The sequence below is a fragment of the Pontibacter brevis genome (assembly GCF_054779655.1).
The window spans coordinates 1-18,722 of record NZ_BAAGXV010000026.1; the positions used below are offsets into that span (position 1 = coordinate 1).

An 18,722-nucleotide genomic window follows, 5' to 3' on the forward strand; every position below is an offset into this window, starting at 1 on the left:
GTACGAGCGCAACGCCGAGAGCGGGGGTGACGACCTCTACATCAACTGGCCGGGGGTGGACAACAAGGGCAACCGCCTCACCGACGGCACCTACTACTACGAGGCAGAGGTGGAGTTCCACACACTGGACCCGGCGCAGGCACGTGGAAAGTACAAGGGATGGGTAGAGATTATCCGGTAGTTACCGGCAACATCTAAAAAAACGACTCATTCTGTGGCTAACAGCGTTCGTGGTGCTGATGTGCATGACCCTGGCTTCCCGTTTTTTTCAGGAGGATAATATATCGCTTTGTTGCTACACTAGAATTATCATTCATGAATTCAGAAAACAGAAAAGGCGTGCTGCAGCTGGTAGATGCTGCACACGCCAAGGTAGAGTCTCTTTATCCTGAAACGCCTGTTTATAAAGGAACACCTGAGTGGGAAGAGAAAAGAAGGTTGCTGCTTTCGGACCTATCGCTGCACCTGGCACAGGATGCACTGAAAGGAGAAAGGATTGCTGGAGATTCGCTCAGGAATCATCTTTTTGCTATCCTGAAGATTTGCAGCGAGTTTTTCCCGGATGAAAGCTATCACAAGGCTGCCGGGCTAATCGATCAGGTAGAAGCAGCAACGTGATTTACTCCAGTTCGTGTACTTATACCTCTGCCTGGTGCACCCGGACCTCCAGCGTATCAGGGCACTCCTTCAGTAAGTCCTCTGCCGCTTTCCCCAGTACCGGGTGCACCAGCCGGGGAGCTATCTCAGCTAAGGGCATCAGCGTGAAACGGCGGAGGTGGAGTTGTGGGTGGGGGATGGTGAGCCGCTGGCTTTGAACCACATGCTGGTCGTAGAAGAGAATATCTATATCAATGACGCGGGCACCCCAATGCTCCAGGCGCACCCTGCCCAGTTCCTGTTCAATAGTATTAATCTTTAGCAGTACCTGTTCCGGTCTTAGGTCCGTTTGCACTGCTAACACCTGGTTCAGAAAAGATGGCTGATCTGTCTTGCCCCAGGCAGCTGTTTCATACAGTTTGGAGCTGTTCGTGATGCTTCCTATTACAGTGGCGATGCTTTTACGTGCCTCCGTTAAATAGGAAACACGATCGCCCAGGTTGCCGCCCAGGAGCAGGTATAACTCAGGCATGCTTCTGAAAGAAATCAATGGAATGATCAGCAGCTTCGCGGGCAGCTTCCGGTAATTCGTTATGGCCGTAGGGGTGTGCGCCGCCAAAGGAGTGATTTGCTGTTTCCAGGATGTGCATCTCCGCATCCGGCTTCCAGTTTCTCAAGGCATGAGCCATTTGCACTGGTACAGTCTCGTCCTGCCCGCCATGCAGAATAAGCAAGGGCTGCTGCATCTTTTTAATAACTTCCGGAATGTCAAGGCGGTGCCGGTTCTGGTAGTAATCTTCTACCATCTGGTAGTAAAGCGGCATCTGCTGGCCTGTCCGGCTATTTAGTATCCACTGCACCCCATCCTGTTTCCACTGGTGCATCTGCTCTTTTGACCAGCGCTGGTCATAGTCGCTGATGGAGGCCCAGGTGGCAACGGCTTTCACCCGGGAGTCTTCGGCAGCCTTCAGTATAACGGCTCCGCCTCCGCGGCTGTGGCCAATCAGGTAAATTCTGTTTAAGTCGAGTTCGCTTTGCGTAATCGGGCCTGTCGGATCATATAATAAATCAAGCAGGGCCTGCATGTCGTCCAGCTCCAGGCTGAAGTTGTTATTGCCAAAAGCCTCCATGTCGTGCATGTCGCTGGAATCTTCTACGGTGGTGCCGTTGTAAGCAAAGTTAAACTTCACAAAGGCAAAACCCTTCTCCGCAAAGTATTGCGCCAGCAGGTTGAAATGCCCCCAGTCTTTAAAGCCTTTGAAGCCGTGTGTAAAAATAATGACAGGCTTTGGCTGGCCATCGGGGGTGTAGGTGGCATCGGCAGTAAAAGGGCGTCCGTGTTCCGGGTATACTACAAAATCTACTTTCATTTCCTTTTTGTTGAATTGTTAGTTGAGAACGAATTGGCTCTGGTTGCAGCTTAACAGAGCGTGCCGTTCACTTTTTCCTGCTGAACCTGTGTAAAAGCAACTGTTCTGCTACAGAGTATGGTACGGAAGCACTGCCTGTATTGGATTAAAATTGTGTTCAAAACAGGCTGCCGCTGCATTCCAGCCTCTACTTTCAGAAGCGTTCAGGTAATAGTTGAGGACGCAGCAATTTAACAATTAAGCCGCAATTAAACCCCGTTTTGCTAACACACGTTTGGAAACCACTGCAGCAGGTAGTAATATTGCGGACTTAACACATGAGCATCAGCCTAAAGGATATACAAGCGCCCATTGCGCCGGAAATGGAGCTGTTCGAAAAGAAGTTCAGGACCTCGATGAAGTCGAAGGTGTTGCTTCTGGATCGGATTATGAGCTACATCGTAAAGCGTAAAGGCAAGCAAATGCGCCCGATGTTTGTGTTTTTCACGGCAAAGCTCTTCAAGCCTGCCATAAGCGATGCTACCTACCGCGGTGCTGCCCTGATAGAGTTGTTGCACACGGCTACCCTGGTGCACGACGACGTGGTGGACGATGCCAATTACCGCCGTAGTTTCTTTTCTGTAAATGCACTCTGGAAAAACAAGATAGCCGTATTGGTAGGCGATTACCTGCTGTCAAAGGGCCTGCTGCTCTCGCTGCAAAACGACGACTTCGACCTGCTCAAGATTGTATCCAACGCAGTAAAGGAAATGAGCGAAGGAGAATTGCTGCAGATTGAGAAAGCCCGCCGCCTCGATATTACAGAGGAGGTCTATTTTGATATCATCCGCCAGAAAACAGCCTCCTTGATTGCTTCCTGTTGTGCAGTGGGTGCCGCCTCGGCAGGTGCCTCCAGGGAAGAGGTGGAGAAGGCGCGCCTGTTTGGTGAAAAAGTAGGAATAGCCTTCCAGATCAAAGACGACCTTTTTGATTACGGAACTGCCGAAATCGGGAAGCCGGTGGGCATCGATATCAAAGAGAAAAAAATGACCCTGCCGCTGATTCATGCCCTCCGCAGCGCAGACTGGCTGACGAAGCGACGTGTTATTTACAACGTAAAGAACAACAACGGGGACAGCAAGCGTGTGCAGCAGGTAATTGACTTCGTGAAACAATCCGGTGGTATTGAATATACCATACAGTTGATGAACCAGTACCATGCAGAGGCCCTGGCTATTCTAAATACTTTTCCTGCATCCCCATCCCGTACCTCGCTGGAGCAACTCATCGCCTATACAATTGAGCGGGAAAAATAAGTAGCGGCACATCAAATTAATTTAATTTTTTTGATATTTAATAGTTCGCTAATTTTGTATTATTGTACCTACACAGGTGCAACTGCTTCCTTATGTCTACCTATTTACGTTCCTAATTATGAAGGTCTTACTCTGCTTTGCCATGATGGTACTCATGCTTCCGGCGCTAACAGTTGCCCAGGATCATGAACCGCAGTTTAAACATGAAAAATACAAGCAACCGACGCAGCTCATTGCGGAGAACATGTTGCCGGAAGTATACGAACTCGCCAAATTGTGTGTCAGCTCTGTTACGTTTGTGCGGTTTGTGGTTGGTGCCGATGGCAAGGTGAAGAATGTGGCCTGCACACCAGATACACCTGCCGTTATTGCAAAATCCCTGAAGCAGACAGTACTGGCCACAAATGGCCACTGGGTTCCGAAAGAAGTAAACGGTGTGGCAGTGGAAAGCAAGCCTTACCTGTTGCCTGTGGTGTATAACGTGAATTTCGGATGCTCTAAAAGTGAGAAAAGTGAGAGCAAATTTGAAGATGCGATTCAGCATGTGCTCGTTTTTGATGATGGAAGCGTGACAGAATCGATGGAATGTACGCTGCTGCCCCCCATGGTGCAGCGCTATGTAAAGAGTAAATAACACCCTGCACACCTGTAAACCCGCATGAGGCAAACTAGTGGGAATACAGTAACAAATGATTAGTTTCGGGCCTGCAAAATAACCTATGAAATGAGCCTGAACACCAACACCTGGAATCGCCTGCGGTATACCCTGTACCTGCCAGTCTACGATTTTATAGCAGACCGTATTTTCCGGAGATACCGGGAACAGTCCATCGCTTTACTCGGCGCAAAACCCACCGATGCCATCCTGCTGCTAGGTGCCGGCACCGGTCTCGATTTACCTTACCTGAAAGGCTACACCAACCTTACGGCCATAGACATCACCCCTGGCATGATTTCGAAGTTAAAGGAAAGGGCACAGCAGCTGAACCTGCCGGTGCAGGCAAAAGTTATGAACGGGCAGGAACTGCAATTTGCCGACGCGACTTTCGATGCCGTTTTGCTGCACCTGATACTGGCTGTTATCCCTGACCCGTTGGCCTGCATAAAAGAAGTGGAGCGGGTACTGAAGCCGGGTGGTACCGTCATGGTATTCGACAAGTTCCTCCCTGACGGGCAAAGGCCTTCGCCGCTACGCTGGTTGCTCAACCAGGTAGCCAGCACCCTCTTCTCTGACATTAACCGTTCCATCGGCAACATCATCAGGCATACCTCGCTGCAGCAGGAGATCAATGAACCAGCCGCATTGGATGGCACCTTCCGGATTGTGCGGCTGCGAAAGCCGTAGCCTGTATCAAGTGGCCACGGGGCTTCTGGAAACAAAAGCACAACAATACCGCTAAAGCAAGACGGGCCGCTACTTCTACAGTAGCGGCCCGTCTTGCTTTAGCGGATGCTGAAAATGCTAACTGTTTTCTGCCAGCAGTTCATCCATTGTTTTGTGGAAATCGGCCACCCACTTTTCGTAGTATTCGCCGGTGCCGGGACCGGAGAAGCCAGTGTGTATTTTACGCACTTTCCCGTCGCGGCCTATAAAAATGGTGGTCGGGAAAGACATGACGTGGTTGAGTGCCGGAAGGGCTTTGGCTGCTGCCTCTTTGTCGGAAGTTCCTGCCACAAGTAAGTCGTAGTCAATGTCGAAGCGGTCCTTCATCTTCTTCAGGCGTGCGGCGGCTTTCTCAAACTCAGGGCTGCGCTCAAAGCCTAGGCCAATAATTTCGAGGCCGCGGTCTTTATTCTTATCATAGTAAGGCGACAGGAACCTGGTCTCATCCATGCAGTTAGGGCACCAGGAACCCAGAAGCTGCACCAGCACGACCTTACCCTGATACTTCGGGTCAGACAGGGAAACCTGATCGCCTTCCAGGTTAGGGAAAGTAAAGGACAGGTTATCGTATCCCGGCTTCAGGTAAGTCAGGGTGTCGGCGCTTGCCAATTGTGCCTGCTCATTGCGTTTTGCTGTCCAGCTTTCGTAGCCGCTCATACCCGAGTAAAAATCGCCCTGCAGGGTGCTGTCGCCGCTGGGGGTGGCGGTGAACAGATAGGCGTGGTTGCCATCGAAGGTAGAGAGCTTCAACTGGTTGCCGTCCACCTGTCCTTCCAGGTAACGGTAATCACCGGTTTCTGTCAGAAAGGTGCCGGTCAGGTAGTTGCCGTCCTGCTTGAACAGGCCAATGGCTTTGTAAGTGCCGCCATCCTGTTCAGAAAAAACAACTTCCCATTTTCCGTCAAAGTCGTAGCTGACAGGAGCAGGGCTTGCCTTGAAGCGGTTCTGCTGGCCGTGCACTGCCACAAAAGGAACAGAATAGGGTGTTTCAGCATCGTGCTTCACAAAGCGGCCTTCCATCTTGTTGCCGTCTACTTTGGCAATCAGGTCCGCATCAAACGTGTGTAAACCGATTTTTACAGAATCTCCCTGCTGCTGAATCTCGTCTAGAAGAATGCGTTCTTCTCCGTTCACGAGGTACAGTACTGTGGTGCCCTCTTTTTCCTGGGCCTCCATTATAAACGGAATTTCCTGGCCCTGGGCCTGCAGAGACACGCGCCAGGTACCGGTTTGTATAAAAGAGGAACTGTTTTCTGAAGATTCCATAGAAGAGCAAGCGCTTAAAAGAGGTATTAATGCTACTGCCAACAACAAAATCAGGCTGGCAGGGGTATTAAGAAAGTGATGTTTCATTAAGTCGATCTCTGAATATTTGTAGTTACAAAAGTAAAGGTTGTGTTTGTAAAAACCTCATTTTGCCCGTTCTGCATGCATATCCGCGTAGCAACCTATATTCATGTATGTTAATGTTTTTCATGATACATAGATTTCGTACATTTGTGGGATTGATAAAAAAGGATTAAAACAACTAACAATAGCAAAAACTATGGCATTTGACTTAGAAATGATCCAGGCTGTTTATGCCGGATTGGGAGAGCGTGTTGCTGCTGCCCGCCAAGCAGTAGGCCGACCGCTTACCCTTACTGAAAAGATCCTGTACTCACACCTTTACGACGGAAAAGCCACACAGGGCTTTGAGCGTGGTAAGTCTTACGTAGACTTCGCGCCAGACAGAGTAGCGATGCAGGATGCAACGGCACAGATGGCCTTGCTTCAGTTTATGCAGGCTGGTAAGGAAAGAGCGGCTGTGCCGTCTTCAGTACACTGTGACCACCTGATTCAGGCAAGAGTAGGTGCTGACTCTGATTTGCAGGACGCATACAATGAGAACAAGGAGGTGTACGATTTCCTTGCTTCTGTTTCAAATAAGTACGGTATCGGCTTCTGGAAGCCCGGTGCTGGTATCATTCACACCGTAATCCAGGAGCACTATGCTTTTCCGGGCGGTATGATGATCGGTACTGACTCTCACACACCTAACGCGGGTGGTCTGGGCATGATCGCGATCGGAGTTGGTGGCGCTGACGCCGTTGACGTGATGGCAGGAATGCCTTGGGAGCTTAAGTTCCCGAAAGTGATCGGTGTGAAGCTGACAGGGAAACTGAACGGCTGGACTGCACCAAAAGACGTTATCCTGAAAGTAGCCGGTATCCTGACTGTAAAAGGTGGTACAGGTGCCATCGTAGAGTACTTTGGTGAAGGAGCCGAGAGTCTTTCTGCGACAGGTAAGTCTACTATCTGTAACATGGGTGCTGAAATCGGGGCTACCACATCAGTGTTTGCTTATGATGAGAGAGTGCGTGAATACTTAAGCGCTACGGAGCGCCAGGAAATCGCTCAGCTTGCGGATGAGGTATATGATGATCTGCGCGCTGATAAAGAAGTTTACGCTGATCCAGCTGCTTTCTATGATCAGCTGATTGAGATTGATCTCTCTACGCTGGAGCCGCACGTAAACGGTCCTTTCACGCCGGATGCTGCCTGGCCGATTTCACAGTTTGCCGCTGTGGTAAAAGAGCATGGCTGGCCATCTGAACTGGAAGTAGGACTGATCGGCTCTTGTACAAACTCTTCTTATGAAGACTTAACCCGCTCTGCTTCCGTGGCTGCACAGGCTGTAGAAAAGAGATTGGTTACAAAGGCTGAGTTCACGATTACACCAGGTTCAGAGATTGTTCGCTATACGGCAGCCCGCGATGGTTTGCTGGATACGTTCTCACAAATGGGTGGTGTGGTGCTGGCAAACGCCTGCGGACCTTGCATCGGCCAGTGGGCCCGCCATACAGATGATCCGAAGCGTAAGAACTCCATCATCACCTCGTTTAACCGAAACTTCGCGAAGCGTAACGACGGTAACCCGAACACGCACGCGTTCGTGGCTTCTCCTGAGATCGTAACGGCTTTCGCTATTGCCGGCGACCTGACATTCAACCCGCTTACAGACACCCTGACCAATGAAGACGGCCAGCAGGTGAAGCTGGATGAGCCACAGGGTATTGAATTTCCTACTAAAGGCTTTGCAGTAGAGGATGCCGGTTATGTAGCTCCTGCAGAGGACGGAAGCCAGATAGAAGTAGTGGTGGACCCTGCGTCTGAGCGTCTGCAATTGCTGGAAGGCTTTAAGCCATGGGAAGGCACAGACCTGAAAGGCCTGAAACTGCTGATTAAAGCGCAAGGTAAGTGTACGACTGACCATATCTCTATGGCCGGCCCATGGTTGAAGTACCGTGGTCACCTCGACAACATCTCTAACAACATGTTGATTGGTGCCATCAATGCCTTCAACGGTGAAGCGAACAGCGTGTACAACGACATGACACGTGGTTATGATACTGTACCGGCTACAGCCCGTACTTACAAAGCTGCCGGAATCGGTACTGTAGTAGTAGGCGATGAGAACTACGGTGAGGGATCATCCCGCGAGCACGCTGCCATGGAGCCACGCCACTTAGGTGTTCGTGCCGTTATCGTGAAGTCTTTCGCGCGTATCCACGAGACTAACCTGAAGAAGCAGGGTATGCTGGGGCTTACGTTCGTCAATAAGTCAGATTACGACCTGATTGAGGAGACAGATACTTTCGACATCATAGGTCTGACTGACTTCAAAGAAGGACAGCCACTGAAGGTGGTGCTGCACCACAGCGATGGCAGCCAGGATAGCTTTATGGTGAACCACACCTATAACCAAAGCCAGATCGAGTGGTTTAAAGCTGGTTCTGCACTTAACCTGATTCGATTGAAGGAAAAAGGCGCAAACGCTTAATCCTTACACACCCTATCAAAAGAGAAGGCCTCCCCACATGGGGAGGCCTTCTCTTTTGATAGGGTGTGTAAACTGCCTAATGGTGCCTCACCAAAATTCGCTTCACATAACTGGCGTTGTTGTAAGTGATGTGGGCAATGTAAATACCTGCTGCCAGCCGGCTTACATCGTAGTACAGCTCCGATTTTACAATATGAAAAGGCGGAGAAATGCTTTTGCCAGCCATGTCCGTCAGCAGCAGGCGCGGGCTGGTAGCGCTGTCGCCCCAGTCTACGGGGCCGGTTAACGTAATAATGAGATACTGGTCTGCCGGATTGGGGAAAACTGCCACCTGGTCGGCGTACACCTGCAGCTCTTTGGTTGTAATGCTTTGAATACAGCCAAGGCTGTCGGTTGCAGTTAGCGTTATTTCATACAAGCCTGTTTCCTGATAGGTATGAGTTGGATTAAAATCAGTAGAAGTTGTGCCATCTCCGAAATTCCACTCTACCCTGGCGGTGTGTTTGCTCCTGTTCAGCAGCTGCGTTGCCATGCCTGTATTCCCAAACTCCTTATGGAAACTAAAGTCCGCAACAGGCTCGGCTGGTATGATGTAGCGGTATGGCACGGCTGCACTTTCAAATAAAGAATCGGCGTTGCTGACGTAGACCGTTTTGTTTTCGTACACCGAGCCAATCGGAAGCGCATCTGCTGTGCCAATCAATTCTGATTTGCCTGCATCCGCATAAAAATTAAAGAGGCTGCCGTTATCCGGAGTAACTAAAACAGGAGTGCCTTCACAGATCCCCTGTTGCATCGGTGTGGGCATGGGGCCGGATTTTATGCTGATGTACTTCAACTGGGCCGCTGCCGCATGGGCCTTCAGTTTCTGGAGGTTGTCAGCGGCCAGAACAGCCACAGCAACGATTCTTGTTTCGCCGGGAGCCAAGTCGGTGAGCGTAGCACCCACCACATGCGACACGTTGTTGCCTGACCTGCCGCCTGCCTTCATCCTGCTTACGCCGTTGGAAATGATTTTAAACTTTTCTGCGTCCGAGAAGCCATCATCTACTGTAACCGTAGAGTCGTTCCCGCCCAGGTTATCGACAGCATGATAAACCGGCTGGTCCTTTGTCAGGAGTTTTACCCCGGCATAAGGTAAAGCAGAGCGCGTATTGTACACGTAGCCCAGCTTCAGCAGGTCGTCCCAGGAAGCTGCATTCTGCATATAGTTGCCAATGTCCCAGTCAGCAAAGAGGCCGGCATGTACTTTTGCAATGGTGCTGGAGGTAACGTTGGTGATCTGGTACTCCAGGATGATGTAGTCACGGTCCGGCGACTCCATCCAGGCAGAGGCCACCTGTTTTACTCTTACACCCGCCTGCTTCTCTCCGGTAGCTTCCATCAGGGTTCGCGCCTCCTGGGTAGCCAGCGGCGTGTCGTAGCGGAGCCGAACGGCACCAGATGAAATAAAGTTGGCATCGTTGAGCCACTTTTCGTTGTGCAGGTTATCCGATACCTTGCCTGCGTCTGTAGCCACTATCAGGCCACCTTCAAACAACAGAGAAGGACCGCCTTTGTATTTCACGCCTACGCCCTGCTTAAAGTTGAGGCCGTTGTAGCCAATATTACCAACATTGTTCAGCGACACGTGCAGGTCGTTTGCCGTCAGGGTGACAAAGCTTGGGTTAATGATCAGCGCGATGTATTGAAAGTCTTCATAGTCTCCGTCGCTGAAACGAAGGCGCAGGTGCACCAGGTGGTCAGTTGGTGCATTTTCAGCAATGTTCAGGATAAAAGGGCGCAGGCCTGTACTGGCAGTTGCCATGGTAGCCACACTTCCTAAACTAACCGTACCCCGCTCCACGCTGACATATGGCGAAGCAGAGGTAATGGATACCTGGAGTGCTGTGGTAGGAGAGAGATAATTCATGAATGCTGCCTCTAAAGCTACCTTGCTGCCTGCATAAGCTATCTGTGTCGTGAGCGACAGCCCGGAGGAGGTGCAACGTACTGACTTAAGGTTTTGTTGCTTCAGCGCCTTCTTCAGATTAAAGCGGCCTTTGCCCAGTTTCTCGAGGTAGGGTTGGTTGCCGGCCAGTCTGTAAATATCGTCTGTGCTCACCCGGATACGCTCTGCCACCTGCCGGGCGTTGAGCTGCGGGTACTTTGCTCTCACAAGGGCCGCGCCCCCGGCTACAATCGGAGAAGAAAAAGAAGTGCCCCAGGCGCCGCCGTAGCTCCTGTCGCTGGCGATGGTGGCGGTGTAGATGTTGGCGCTTGGCGCTGTCAGGTCTATCTGGTAGCTGTAGGTGTGGTCCCTGTACTTCACGTCGGAGGCATCTGTGCCACCCACTGACAGCACATTCTCATAAGAGGCCGGGTAAATATCAACCTGCTTGTTTGTATTACCCCCGGAGGCGACAATGAGTACGTCCTTATCCAGCACAGCATAGTTAATGATATCCTGCTCATACTGCGACTGCCCTTCACCGCCCCACGACAGGTTGATAACTTTGCACCCTTTGTTAGCAGCGTACACAATGGCTTCGTAGCCACCGAAAGGACCGTTTGTAACTGAGGAAAACACTTTAAGCGGCAGGAATTTGGTATTATAGCCAAGGCTGGCTATACCGGTGCCATTGTTCGTGGCCCCGGCTGAAACAGCGGCTACACTGGTGCCATGCCCCCGCCAGGGAGTGTCATCATTCACGTTATTGTCTTTGTCGGCAAAGTCCCAGCCCGAGAAGTTATCAATATAGCCATCGCCGTCGTTGTCTACGCCGTCTATGGGGTCGCTGTAGTTGTGTTTTACCTTCGACTGCAGTTCTTCGTGTGTGAGCCGGAAGCCTGTGTCGAGAATAGCAACCACTACATTCGTGTCGCCTTTTTCCACGGTCCAGCCATCGTACGCCTGCAGCAGTTTCAGGTAAAACTGAGTAGACTTGGTAGAGTCGGCGGCAGGGTCATTGGGTTGAGAAAGAGGCTCGCGCACATACAGCGGCTCTACATATGCCACCTGACCTGTGCTCATGAGCGCCTTTTGTACCTCCTCCAGTGTATAGTCTTCAGCGTACTTCAGTTCATAAATCAACGAGAGGTCTACATTCGGGGCGGCTCGCCGGGTGTTGGGGGCTTGTGCTGCCGCTTCCTTCGGAAATTTCTGCCGTACCTGTTTTGCCCCAACACCCTGAAGGGCTGCTTTAAGGCTATTGACAGCGTCCTGGCTGCTGCGGGCCATCGGGCCGTACTGTGGCTTAAGCTTATAAACAACCGTATGCGGTACTGTTTTGCTACCGATGCTGCCGGGCCGCTGCGCATACAGCAGCGGTACAAACACAAGCGATAGAGCCACACCCCAGAAGATACGTTTAAGCGCTATGAAAAGGGTAAACATGCAGTCAAATAGGCTAAATGTAGTGCGCGTTTTGTTTTATATCTTTTACTGGAGAGGTGCTGACAGTCTGTTGCACTTATAGGAGGTTACTATCAGATATGTTTTCATTGCCTTATGTTTTAATGTGCCGTACCCTCTAAAAAAATACGGGAAGAATAAGTTTCCAGTATCTGATAAAGTTACTAGTAATTCCGGGTTAATGTAAATTTTTGGGTTTGATTTTTAGTACGTAGTGAAAGTATATATGTTCCATTATATAACCAATGCACTATGGATATATATTTTGAGGACGAGTGTTATCTGAAATAAACACTGTCTTCGGTGCCAGGGATTAGTCCTTAGCTTCGGTTAATTCTTGGATAATATTTGGCAGGATGTTACGGAGGGGGGCTGATAAAAATACAGCACGACCGGCTGTTCTGCTGCACAGCCGGTGGTAATCTGGCAGGCAAGCTTCCATGCTGATCTGTGTGTTGCTTCTAGCCTGGTCCTGTACCAGATCAGGCTCGTACACCTGGTGGCAGTTTGCAGAGGCAGAAAGCGTAGGCAGGAAATAAAAAGTCCCTGCAGTTTAGCTGCAGGGACTTTCTGTTATTTGAACAGGTTGTTCAGGTCGTCTTTCAGGTTGTCAAGGCCGCTTTGCAGGTCCTGCCAGGTGCTCTGCTTGTCCTCAGCAGTAGCAAGCTTGGACGCAATTAGCTCCCGCTTCTTTTCGAGGCCTGCAATATGTTCATGATATGTATGGTTTGAGTCGGCGGCAGTAGCATGTGCCCGCCCTTTCAGCACCTTTATCTTACTGTCTAACTCATCAAGGCTTTTCTGTATCTCTTCGCGGGTGAGATGAGCAGGTGCTCGCATGTGTTCAGGTTTCAAAGGGTAATGATCCATAGTTTCTAGATTAAATCATTCTACACGTACCTTCAGCATCTTTTACCTTGCTTTTGAGTTGTTCAGGTTTGCTTAGGCTTCAGCAGCTACTCGCGCAATAGCAATGCTGCTACACACGAGGAGCAATGTCAAAGCCTGAGGTCACTGAAATTTGCTCTCAGAAACAAAATGTAAACATATGCTTACAGGCATTTCTTTACTTAATACTCTTCTGAAGAAAAAAAGATGTATTTGCAGCGGCACTACTTTAGCCTTTGTTAGTCAATAGCTGAGCATCAGGAAAGAAATGAGCGCCATAGGAGCATTTTATGGAGGAGGGATGCTTGAGCTTCAGGATATATAAGAAATCCTTCATCGCCCTCAAAAACAAAGAGCGGCAGGTGCTCTGTCCATTTTTGAGGGGCAGCTTCTGTCAGCACAAGTGCCTGGCTTTTACGGATCAAGTATTTTCAAATTACGCTATATTTGAAATTTAAAGAAAGTGCACGATATTAGCAGAAGCGAATAAAGTGTTATAGCACTTTTAGATATCTAAGTTAGAAAAAAGGCAGAGACTTACCTGATGATTTCTTATAACACTCCTCTGGATTTAGTGCTACTGGTAGACGATGATGAAACTACCAATTACCTGAACAAGCGCCTTCTAAGCGAAATGCAGATTGCCAAAGAAATAAAGGTGCTCAGAAACGGAAAAGAAGCATTAGAGTATTTGTCAAAAGCCTGTATAGCTGCCCCAGAGGCAGGATATAAATGCCCGGACCTGATTTTCCTAGATATTAAGATGCCTGTGATGGATGGTTTTACCTTCCTGGAAGAGTATGAAAAGCGGGGCCTTGACACGGAAGAGCACATGGTGATTCTGATGCTGACTTCCTCGGCAAGTTTTTATGATTTAGAACGACTGAAAGATTTCAAAAAAGTGCGGAAGCATTTTTCAAAAGCACTTACCAAGCACGATGTCCGGGACATAATGGATGAGTTCTTTCAGGTAAACAAGTAGTATAGGATTTATATACCCCAAAGCACAGGAGGCGCTGCAATGAGTTGCAGCGCCTCCTGTGCTTTGGAACCGTTCCTGCTGATGATGGCATTGCCTNAGGACTGCTCCAAATTTCTCCGGTTGTGATTGCCATGCAACCTAAGTCTTAAGCACTTTTAGCTCCGGGGCTTTCCGTATTCCACGCGCCCTGACTATAAACATACAGCTCCTCTGAAGCTTTCTTTAAATAGATAAAAGGTGTAACAGCTTGGGGGAGCTGCCTGATGACTTCGTGCTGTTTAACTTCTTTGGTTCAATGCTACGTATATAAGGCTTTAGATGAACCCTGTAAACTGTTGCGTATGCATTCTATGAAGAAATCAATATATTTTATATACATCCTGCCGCTGCTGTGCTTCCTGGCTGGCTGCAGCCCTTCGATACAAGTGAACACGGAGCCTGCGCCTGGTTTTCAGTTGAGCAACTACAACACGTTTGCTTTCTATGAGGTGGAAGCCTCCGGAGAAGGCTTGAGCCCTGCTTACCGGACGCAGGTGCAGTACTTACAGCAGGCGATTTCAGACCAGCTGGAAGCACGCGGTTTAACGCAAAGTACCTCAGAGCCAGACCTGCTCATTAACCTGGGTATTGTGGTAACAGAAGAAGTACAGACACGGGAAACAGATATTCGGTCGGACCCACCAAACTACATAGGGCAGCGCCGCTACACCTGGAGGAGCAGAGAAGTGGAAGTAGGCCGGTACAGGGAAGGAACTGTGTCAGTACACCTCGTGGACAACGAACGGAACGAACTGGTATGGCGTGGCAGAGCCGAAGCCATACTGCAGCGTAAGCAGGCAAAGCTACAGGAACAGATAGTAGAAGGTGTGGAGGAAATGTTCCGGGGCATTCCGCAGTAGGTGCTCATGTTGTAGCATTACTGTTTTGGCCGCCCTCCCTGTAGTTTACAGGGAGGAGTTATTTGTTATGCCACCTTCCTGTACGGCTATTACCCAGCCTATCACGATAATGGCGGGATACGTAAGGTGGTGCGCCTCAATTAGCGCAGGCAGGTCTTTTACCCTGCCCACTGCTGACCTTTTATGTGGCAGAGAGGCATGCTGAATAACGGCTACCGGCATGTCGCCGCGGCCTTCCTGCACATAAACAGCGGCAATTTCTGCAGCCTTCTTCATGCCCATATATACAATAACAGTAGCATTGCTTTGCATCGACAGCTTGAGGTCCTGAGACAAAGAGCCGTCTTTCTTAGTGCCTGTAATAGCCCACACGCCTTCACTTACTGCCCGGTGCGTGAGCGGGATATCTTCAAAGCCGCTTGCCTGCATGCTGGTAATGCCGGGAATGTAGTGTGTTTTAATACCATGCTCCCTCGCAAACAGCACTTCTTCAAATCCTCTCCCGAAAATATAAGGGTCTCCCCCCTTCAGCCTCACTACGATGCCCTTACTGTGAGCTTTTTCTAAAATCAACTCATGTATTCTTTCCTGGGGCGTATAGTCGCCATAAGGACGCTTGCCGACATAAATATTCTCGCAATCAGCTTTTGTTAAGTCCAGCAGTTCTTTGTTTGCAAGGTTATCGTACAGCACCACATCTGCTTTTTGCAAAACTTTGTAGGCTTTTACAGTAATCAGCTCCGGATCGCCGGGGCCAGCGCCTATCACATACAGTTCGGGGGTTATCTTTTGATCAGGCATAGTGTTTTTGCTCCATCAGGTACTTTATATATGGCTTGCTGTTTCAATCCTCAGGTAAGCAACAAAGGGCTATGGCACCCGTCGCGGCCCATAAAGGTAGGGCCTGTTTTGCCGCTTCTCCAAAATCTGTCCTTACTCTTTGCATATACTGCTCCCTTTTTGTTCGAATTCCTGCTTTTCTGCGCCTCCTGTTTCATGGGTATCACAAGAGATGACAGGTCTGATAGGTGCTGCCGCCTTTGCTTCTTCCGATGATTAGTTACTCACTCATGATTTTGAAACTCTTGTTATTGACAATATACAATTATTATTTAAAATGAGTTGATTTGGTGATGGGTGTGATTTATTAAGGGGATGTGCTGATAAATTGTAGTTTTGAATCAGTTTGCCCCTCTATTTATAGGGGGGCAAAGGTGGTGAACTGGTTGTTTTTATTTTGATCATTGTTATCCAGTAGGTGTTCAATAAAATTTTTTAAATTTTTAAAAATTTTATTTTACCTGAAAAGTACAATCAATTGCAGCTTTGATAGCTGTTTTTGTTATAAATGTTAAAATTTCAACAAAACTCAATATGGTTGCATATTTGTTAACACGAATCTGTTTTTATGAAAACTTAGTAATTGTTCATAAGTTTGATTGTAAGGTTGTTAATGATATGGCTAATGAGTGGCCGAATTCTTAACTACTGAGAAACAAGTAAAGGGGCATTCCCTTACAGAACCCAGGCTTTAGAATTGAATTAAACTTAATAAGAATGAATATGTCTCAGCAGGATTCCAAAACAGTAGTGGTAGTAGGCAATGGTATGGTGGGCTACAAGTTTTGCGAGAAGCTCCTTTCTAAAACGTCAGCATTCAACCTGGTTGTTTTTGGGGAAGAGCCGCGCCACGCCTATGACCGTGTGCACCTGAGCGAGTACTTTAACGGTAAGTCTGCCGACGACTTGTCTATGTCGCACCTGGGGTGGTACAGTGAAAACAACATTGAACTGCACCTTGGCGATACCATCACAGAGATAAACCGCTCTGAAAAAGTCATTCATTCCCTTAAAGGGGTTTCGCAGCCCTACGACTACCTCGTGCTGGCTACTGGGTCATCAGCCTTTGTGCCTGATATTCCGGGGGTAGAGAAGGATGGCGTGTTTGTGTACCGCACCATCGAGGATCTCGACCTGATTCAGAATTATGCCAGGGCAGCCAGAAAAGGTGCCGTGCTGGGTGGTGGCTTACTCGGGCTCGAGGCGGCAAAAGCGCTCATCGACCTGGGCCTGGAAGAAACACACGTGATAGAGTTTGCGCCGCGCCTGATGCCGCGGCAGATTGACTCGGCCGGTAGCGCCATGCTCCAGTCTAAACTGGAGTCGCTGGGCCTGAAGGTGCACATGAACAAGAGCACCAGCAGCATTATGGGCGAAGACAACATAAAAGGCCTTCAGTTTGCCGACGACACTTCGCTGGACGTTGACATGCTGGTGATTTCAGCAGGCATACGCCCGCGCGATGAGCTGGCAAAGCTGGCCGGGCTGGAGACAGGAACCCGCGGTGGCATAGTGGTAAACCAGAAAATGCAGACCAGCGACGACAGCATTTTTGCCATTGGGGAGTGTGCCTTGTACGACGGCATGATCTATGGCCTGGTAGCACCGGGCTATGAGATGGCTGAAGTCGTTGCAGCACACCTATGTGCCGGCGAACGCACTTTCAACGGCTACGACATGAGCACCAAGCTCAAGCTCATAGGCGTGGATGTGGCCAGCTTTGGAGATCCGTTTGTGACCGAGCCTGACAGCCGTTCCATCGTTTTTGAAGACTCTCATAAAGGAATATACAAGCGCATCAACATCAGCAACGACGGCAGGCACCTGCTGGGCGGCGTGCTGATTGGCGATGCCGATGCCTATAACATCCTGCTTCAGACGGTAAACAACAAGATTGTACTGCCGCCAAACCCGGAAGACCTGATCTTAGGAGCCAGGGGAGGGGAAGCCAGTGCGGGAGCAGGCGTCGTGACGCTGCCCGATGAAGCCCTTATCTGTTCCTGCGAAGCCGTGTCGAAGGGAGATATCTGTGGTGCCGTAACGGACCTGAATGTGACGACGGTTGATGGCATGAAGAAGTGCAACAAAGCCGGTACAGGCTGTGGTGGTTGCGTTCCGCTTGTAAAAGACCTCATCAACGAGACCCTGAAGGCAAACGGTACTTATATCAAGAACGTTGTTTGCGAGCATTTCGACTACTCCAGACAGGAGCTGTTTGACCTGATGAAGCTGAACAACATTCGAACCTACGACGATGCCCTGGATCACTTCGGGAAAGGCGACGGCTGTGAGCTGTGTAAGCCTACCGTTGCCAGCATCCTGGCCAGTTTGTGGAACGACGTGATCGTGAAGCAGCACACTATCCAGGACAGCAACGACCGCTACCTGGCCAACATCCAGAAAGGGGGTACTTATTCTGTGGTGCCACGCATACCGGGAGGCGAGATAACACCAGATAAACTGATTGTGATAGGACAGGTGGCGAAGAAGTACGGCCTGTATACCAAGATTACCGGCGGGCAGCGCATCGACCTTTTCGGGGCGCACCTCTCAGACCTGCCCGATATCTGGTCGGAGCTGATAGACGCCGGCTTTGAAAGCGGTCACGCCTACGGAAAGGCGCTTCGCACAGTGAAGAGCTGCGTGGGCAGCACCTGGTGCCGCTTCGGCCTGCACGACAGCGTGTCGTTTGCCATCGAGATTGAAGAGCGTTACCGGGGCATCCGGGCGCCGCATAAATTAAAAGGTGGTGTGAGTGGCTGCGTGCGCGAATGTGCCGAGGCGCAGTCAAAAGACTTCGGCATTATTGCCACGGAAAAAGGCTGGAACCTGTACGTGTGCGGCAACGGCGGCTCTAAACCCCAGCATGCCCAGCTACTGGCCACCGACATCGACAAGGAAACCTGCATCAAGTACCTCGACAGGTTCCTGATGTTCTACATCAACACAGCAGACGCTCTTACCCGTACCGCCACCTGGCTGAACAAAATGGAGGGCGGTATGAGCTACCTCAAAAACGTGGTGATAAACGACAGCCTTGGCATTAATACGCAACTGGAAGCGGAGATGCAGGCCCTGGTGGACAGCTACCACTGCGAATGGAAAGAGGCGGTGCAGAACCCTGATCTGCGCAAGCAGTTTGCCCACTTCGTGAACGCTCCGAAAGAGAAAGACCCGCATGTTGCTTTCGATACCATGCGTGAGCAGGTAAAAGCGAAGGAGTGGTAGTTTTAAACAGAAGAGTTCAAAT

Annotated in this window: 15 protein-coding genes; 9 read left to right on the plus strand and 6 right to left on the minus strand. The window is 49.8% G+C overall.

Annotation, left to right across the window (positions count from 1 at the left end):
* Positions 1 to 181 (plus strand): hypothetical protein (locus ACYVB1_RS07720; RefSeq protein WP_460922381.1); only part of this gene is annotated, 181 nt, incomplete at its 5' end.
* A gap of 134 nt (positions 182 to 315) precedes the next feature.
* A complete protein-coding gene (locus tag ACYVB1_RS07725) occupies positions 316 to 618 on the plus strand; it encodes a hypothetical protein (RefSeq protein WP_460922383.1) in 303 nt (100 codons plus the stop codon).
* Positions 619 to 637: 19 nt separating this feature from the next.
* Here ACYVB1_RS07725 and folK read toward each other — a convergent pair whose 3' ends face one another.
* Both folK and ACYVB1_RS07735 read right to left on the minus strand, forming a co-directional pair.
* Positions 638 to 1,129, minus strand: coding sequence for a 2-amino-4-hydroxy-6-hydroxymethyldihydropteridine diphosphokinase (gene folK / locus ACYVB1_RS07730; RefSeq protein ID WP_460922385.1), 492 nt, complete (start codon positions 1,127 to 1,129; stop codon positions 638 to 640).
* A complete protein-coding gene (locus ACYVB1_RS07735; protein WP_460922388.1) occupies positions 1,122 to 1,967 on the minus strand; it encodes an alpha/beta hydrolase family protein in 846 nt (281 codons plus the stop codon). The genes folK and ACYVB1_RS07735 overlap by 8 nt, the downstream gene beginning before the upstream one ends.
* Positions 1,968 to 2,284: 317 nt before the next feature.
* Here ACYVB1_RS07735 and ACYVB1_RS07740 point away from each other — a divergent pair, with 317 nt between their 5' ends.
* The 3 genes from ACYVB1_RS07740 to ACYVB1_RS07750 all read left to right on the plus strand — a co-directional run bounded on the left by ACYVB1_RS07740 (position 2,285) and on the right by ACYVB1_RS07750 (position 4,607).
* On the plus strand, positions 2,285 to 3,262 hold the full coding sequence (locus tag ACYVB1_RS07740; RefSeq protein ID WP_460922390.1) for a polyprenyl synthetase family protein: 978 nt from the start codon (positions 2,285 to 2,287) through the stop codon (positions 3,260 to 3,262).
* A 118-nt stretch (positions 3,263 to 3,380) separates the two neighbouring features.
* Complete coding sequence (locus ACYVB1_RS07745; RefSeq protein WP_460922392.1) at positions 3,381 to 3,896, plus strand: energy transducer TonB; 516 nt, start codon at positions 3,381 to 3,383, stop codon at positions 3,894 to 3,896.
* A gap of 90 nt (positions 3,897 to 3,986) precedes the next feature.
* Positions 3,987 to 4,607, plus strand: a complete 621-nt coding sequence (locus ACYVB1_RS07750) for a class I SAM-dependent methyltransferase (RefSeq protein WP_460922394.1) — start codon at positions 3,987 to 3,989, stop codon at positions 4,605 to 4,607.
* A gap of 117 nt (positions 4,608 to 4,724) precedes the next feature.
* Here the strand turns inward: ACYVB1_RS07750 and ACYVB1_RS07755 are convergent, their stop codons facing one another.
* A complete protein-coding gene (locus ACYVB1_RS07755) occupies positions 4,725 to 5,912 on the minus strand; it encodes a peroxiredoxin family protein (protein WP_460922396.1) in 1,188 nt (395 codons plus the stop codon).
* 280 nt (positions 5,913 to 6,192) lie between these two features.
* Here ACYVB1_RS07755 and ACYVB1_RS07760 point away from each other — a divergent pair, with 280 nt between their 5' ends.
* Positions 6,193 to 8,469, plus strand: coding sequence for an aconitate hydratase (locus ACYVB1_RS07760; protein ID WP_460922398.1), 2,277 nt, complete (start codon positions 6,193 to 6,195; stop codon positions 8,467 to 8,469).
* Between the two features lie 76 nt (positions 8,470 to 8,545).
* On the opposite strand, the gene ACYVB1_RS07765 is transcribed toward ACYVB1_RS07760, so the two are convergent.
* Positions 8,546 to 11,845 (minus strand): S8 family serine peptidase, encoded by a 3,300-nt coding sequence (locus ACYVB1_RS07765; RefSeq protein WP_460922400.1) that lies wholly within the window; start codon positions 11,843 to 11,845, stop codon positions 8,546 to 8,548.
* Between the two features lie 591 nt (positions 11,846 to 12,436).
* Complete coding sequence (locus tag ACYVB1_RS07770; RefSeq protein ID WP_460922402.1) at positions 12,437 to 12,703, minus strand: sll1863 family stress response protein; 267 nt, start codon at positions 12,701 to 12,703, stop codon at positions 12,437 to 12,439.
* 592 nt (positions 12,704 to 13,295) lie between these two features.
* Between ACYVB1_RS07770 and ACYVB1_RS07775 the strand changes: the two genes are divergently transcribed.
* On the plus strand, positions 13,296 to 13,733 hold the full coding sequence (locus ACYVB1_RS07775; protein WP_460922404.1) for a response regulator: 438 nt from the start codon (positions 13,296 to 13,298) through the stop codon (positions 13,731 to 13,733).
* A gap of 350 nt (positions 13,734 to 14,083) precedes the next feature.
* Positions 14,084 to 14,632 carry a DUF4136 domain-containing protein gene (locus ACYVB1_RS07780; RefSeq protein WP_460922406.1) on the plus strand — a complete coding sequence of 183 codons (549 nt, stop codon included), beginning with the start codon at positions 14,084 to 14,086 and terminating at the stop codon, positions 14,630 to 14,632.
* A gap of 45 nt (positions 14,633 to 14,677) precedes the next feature.
* Here the strand turns inward: ACYVB1_RS07780 and cobA are convergent, their stop codons facing one another.
* Positions 14,678 to 15,433 (minus strand): uroporphyrinogen-III C-methyltransferase, encoded by a 756-nt coding sequence (cobA, locus tag ACYVB1_RS07785; RefSeq protein WP_460922408.1) that lies wholly within the window; start codon positions 15,431 to 15,433, stop codon positions 14,678 to 14,680.
* A 762-nt stretch (positions 15,434 to 16,195) separates the two neighbouring features.
* On the opposite strand from cobA, the gene nirB reads away from it, so the two are divergent.
* Entirely contained in the window at positions 16,196 to 18,700 is a 2,505-nt protein-coding gene (gene nirB, locus ACYVB1_RS07790; RefSeq protein WP_460922427.1) for a nitrite reductase large subunit NirB, read from the plus strand.
* Positions 18,701 to 18,722 lie beyond the last annotated feature (22 nt).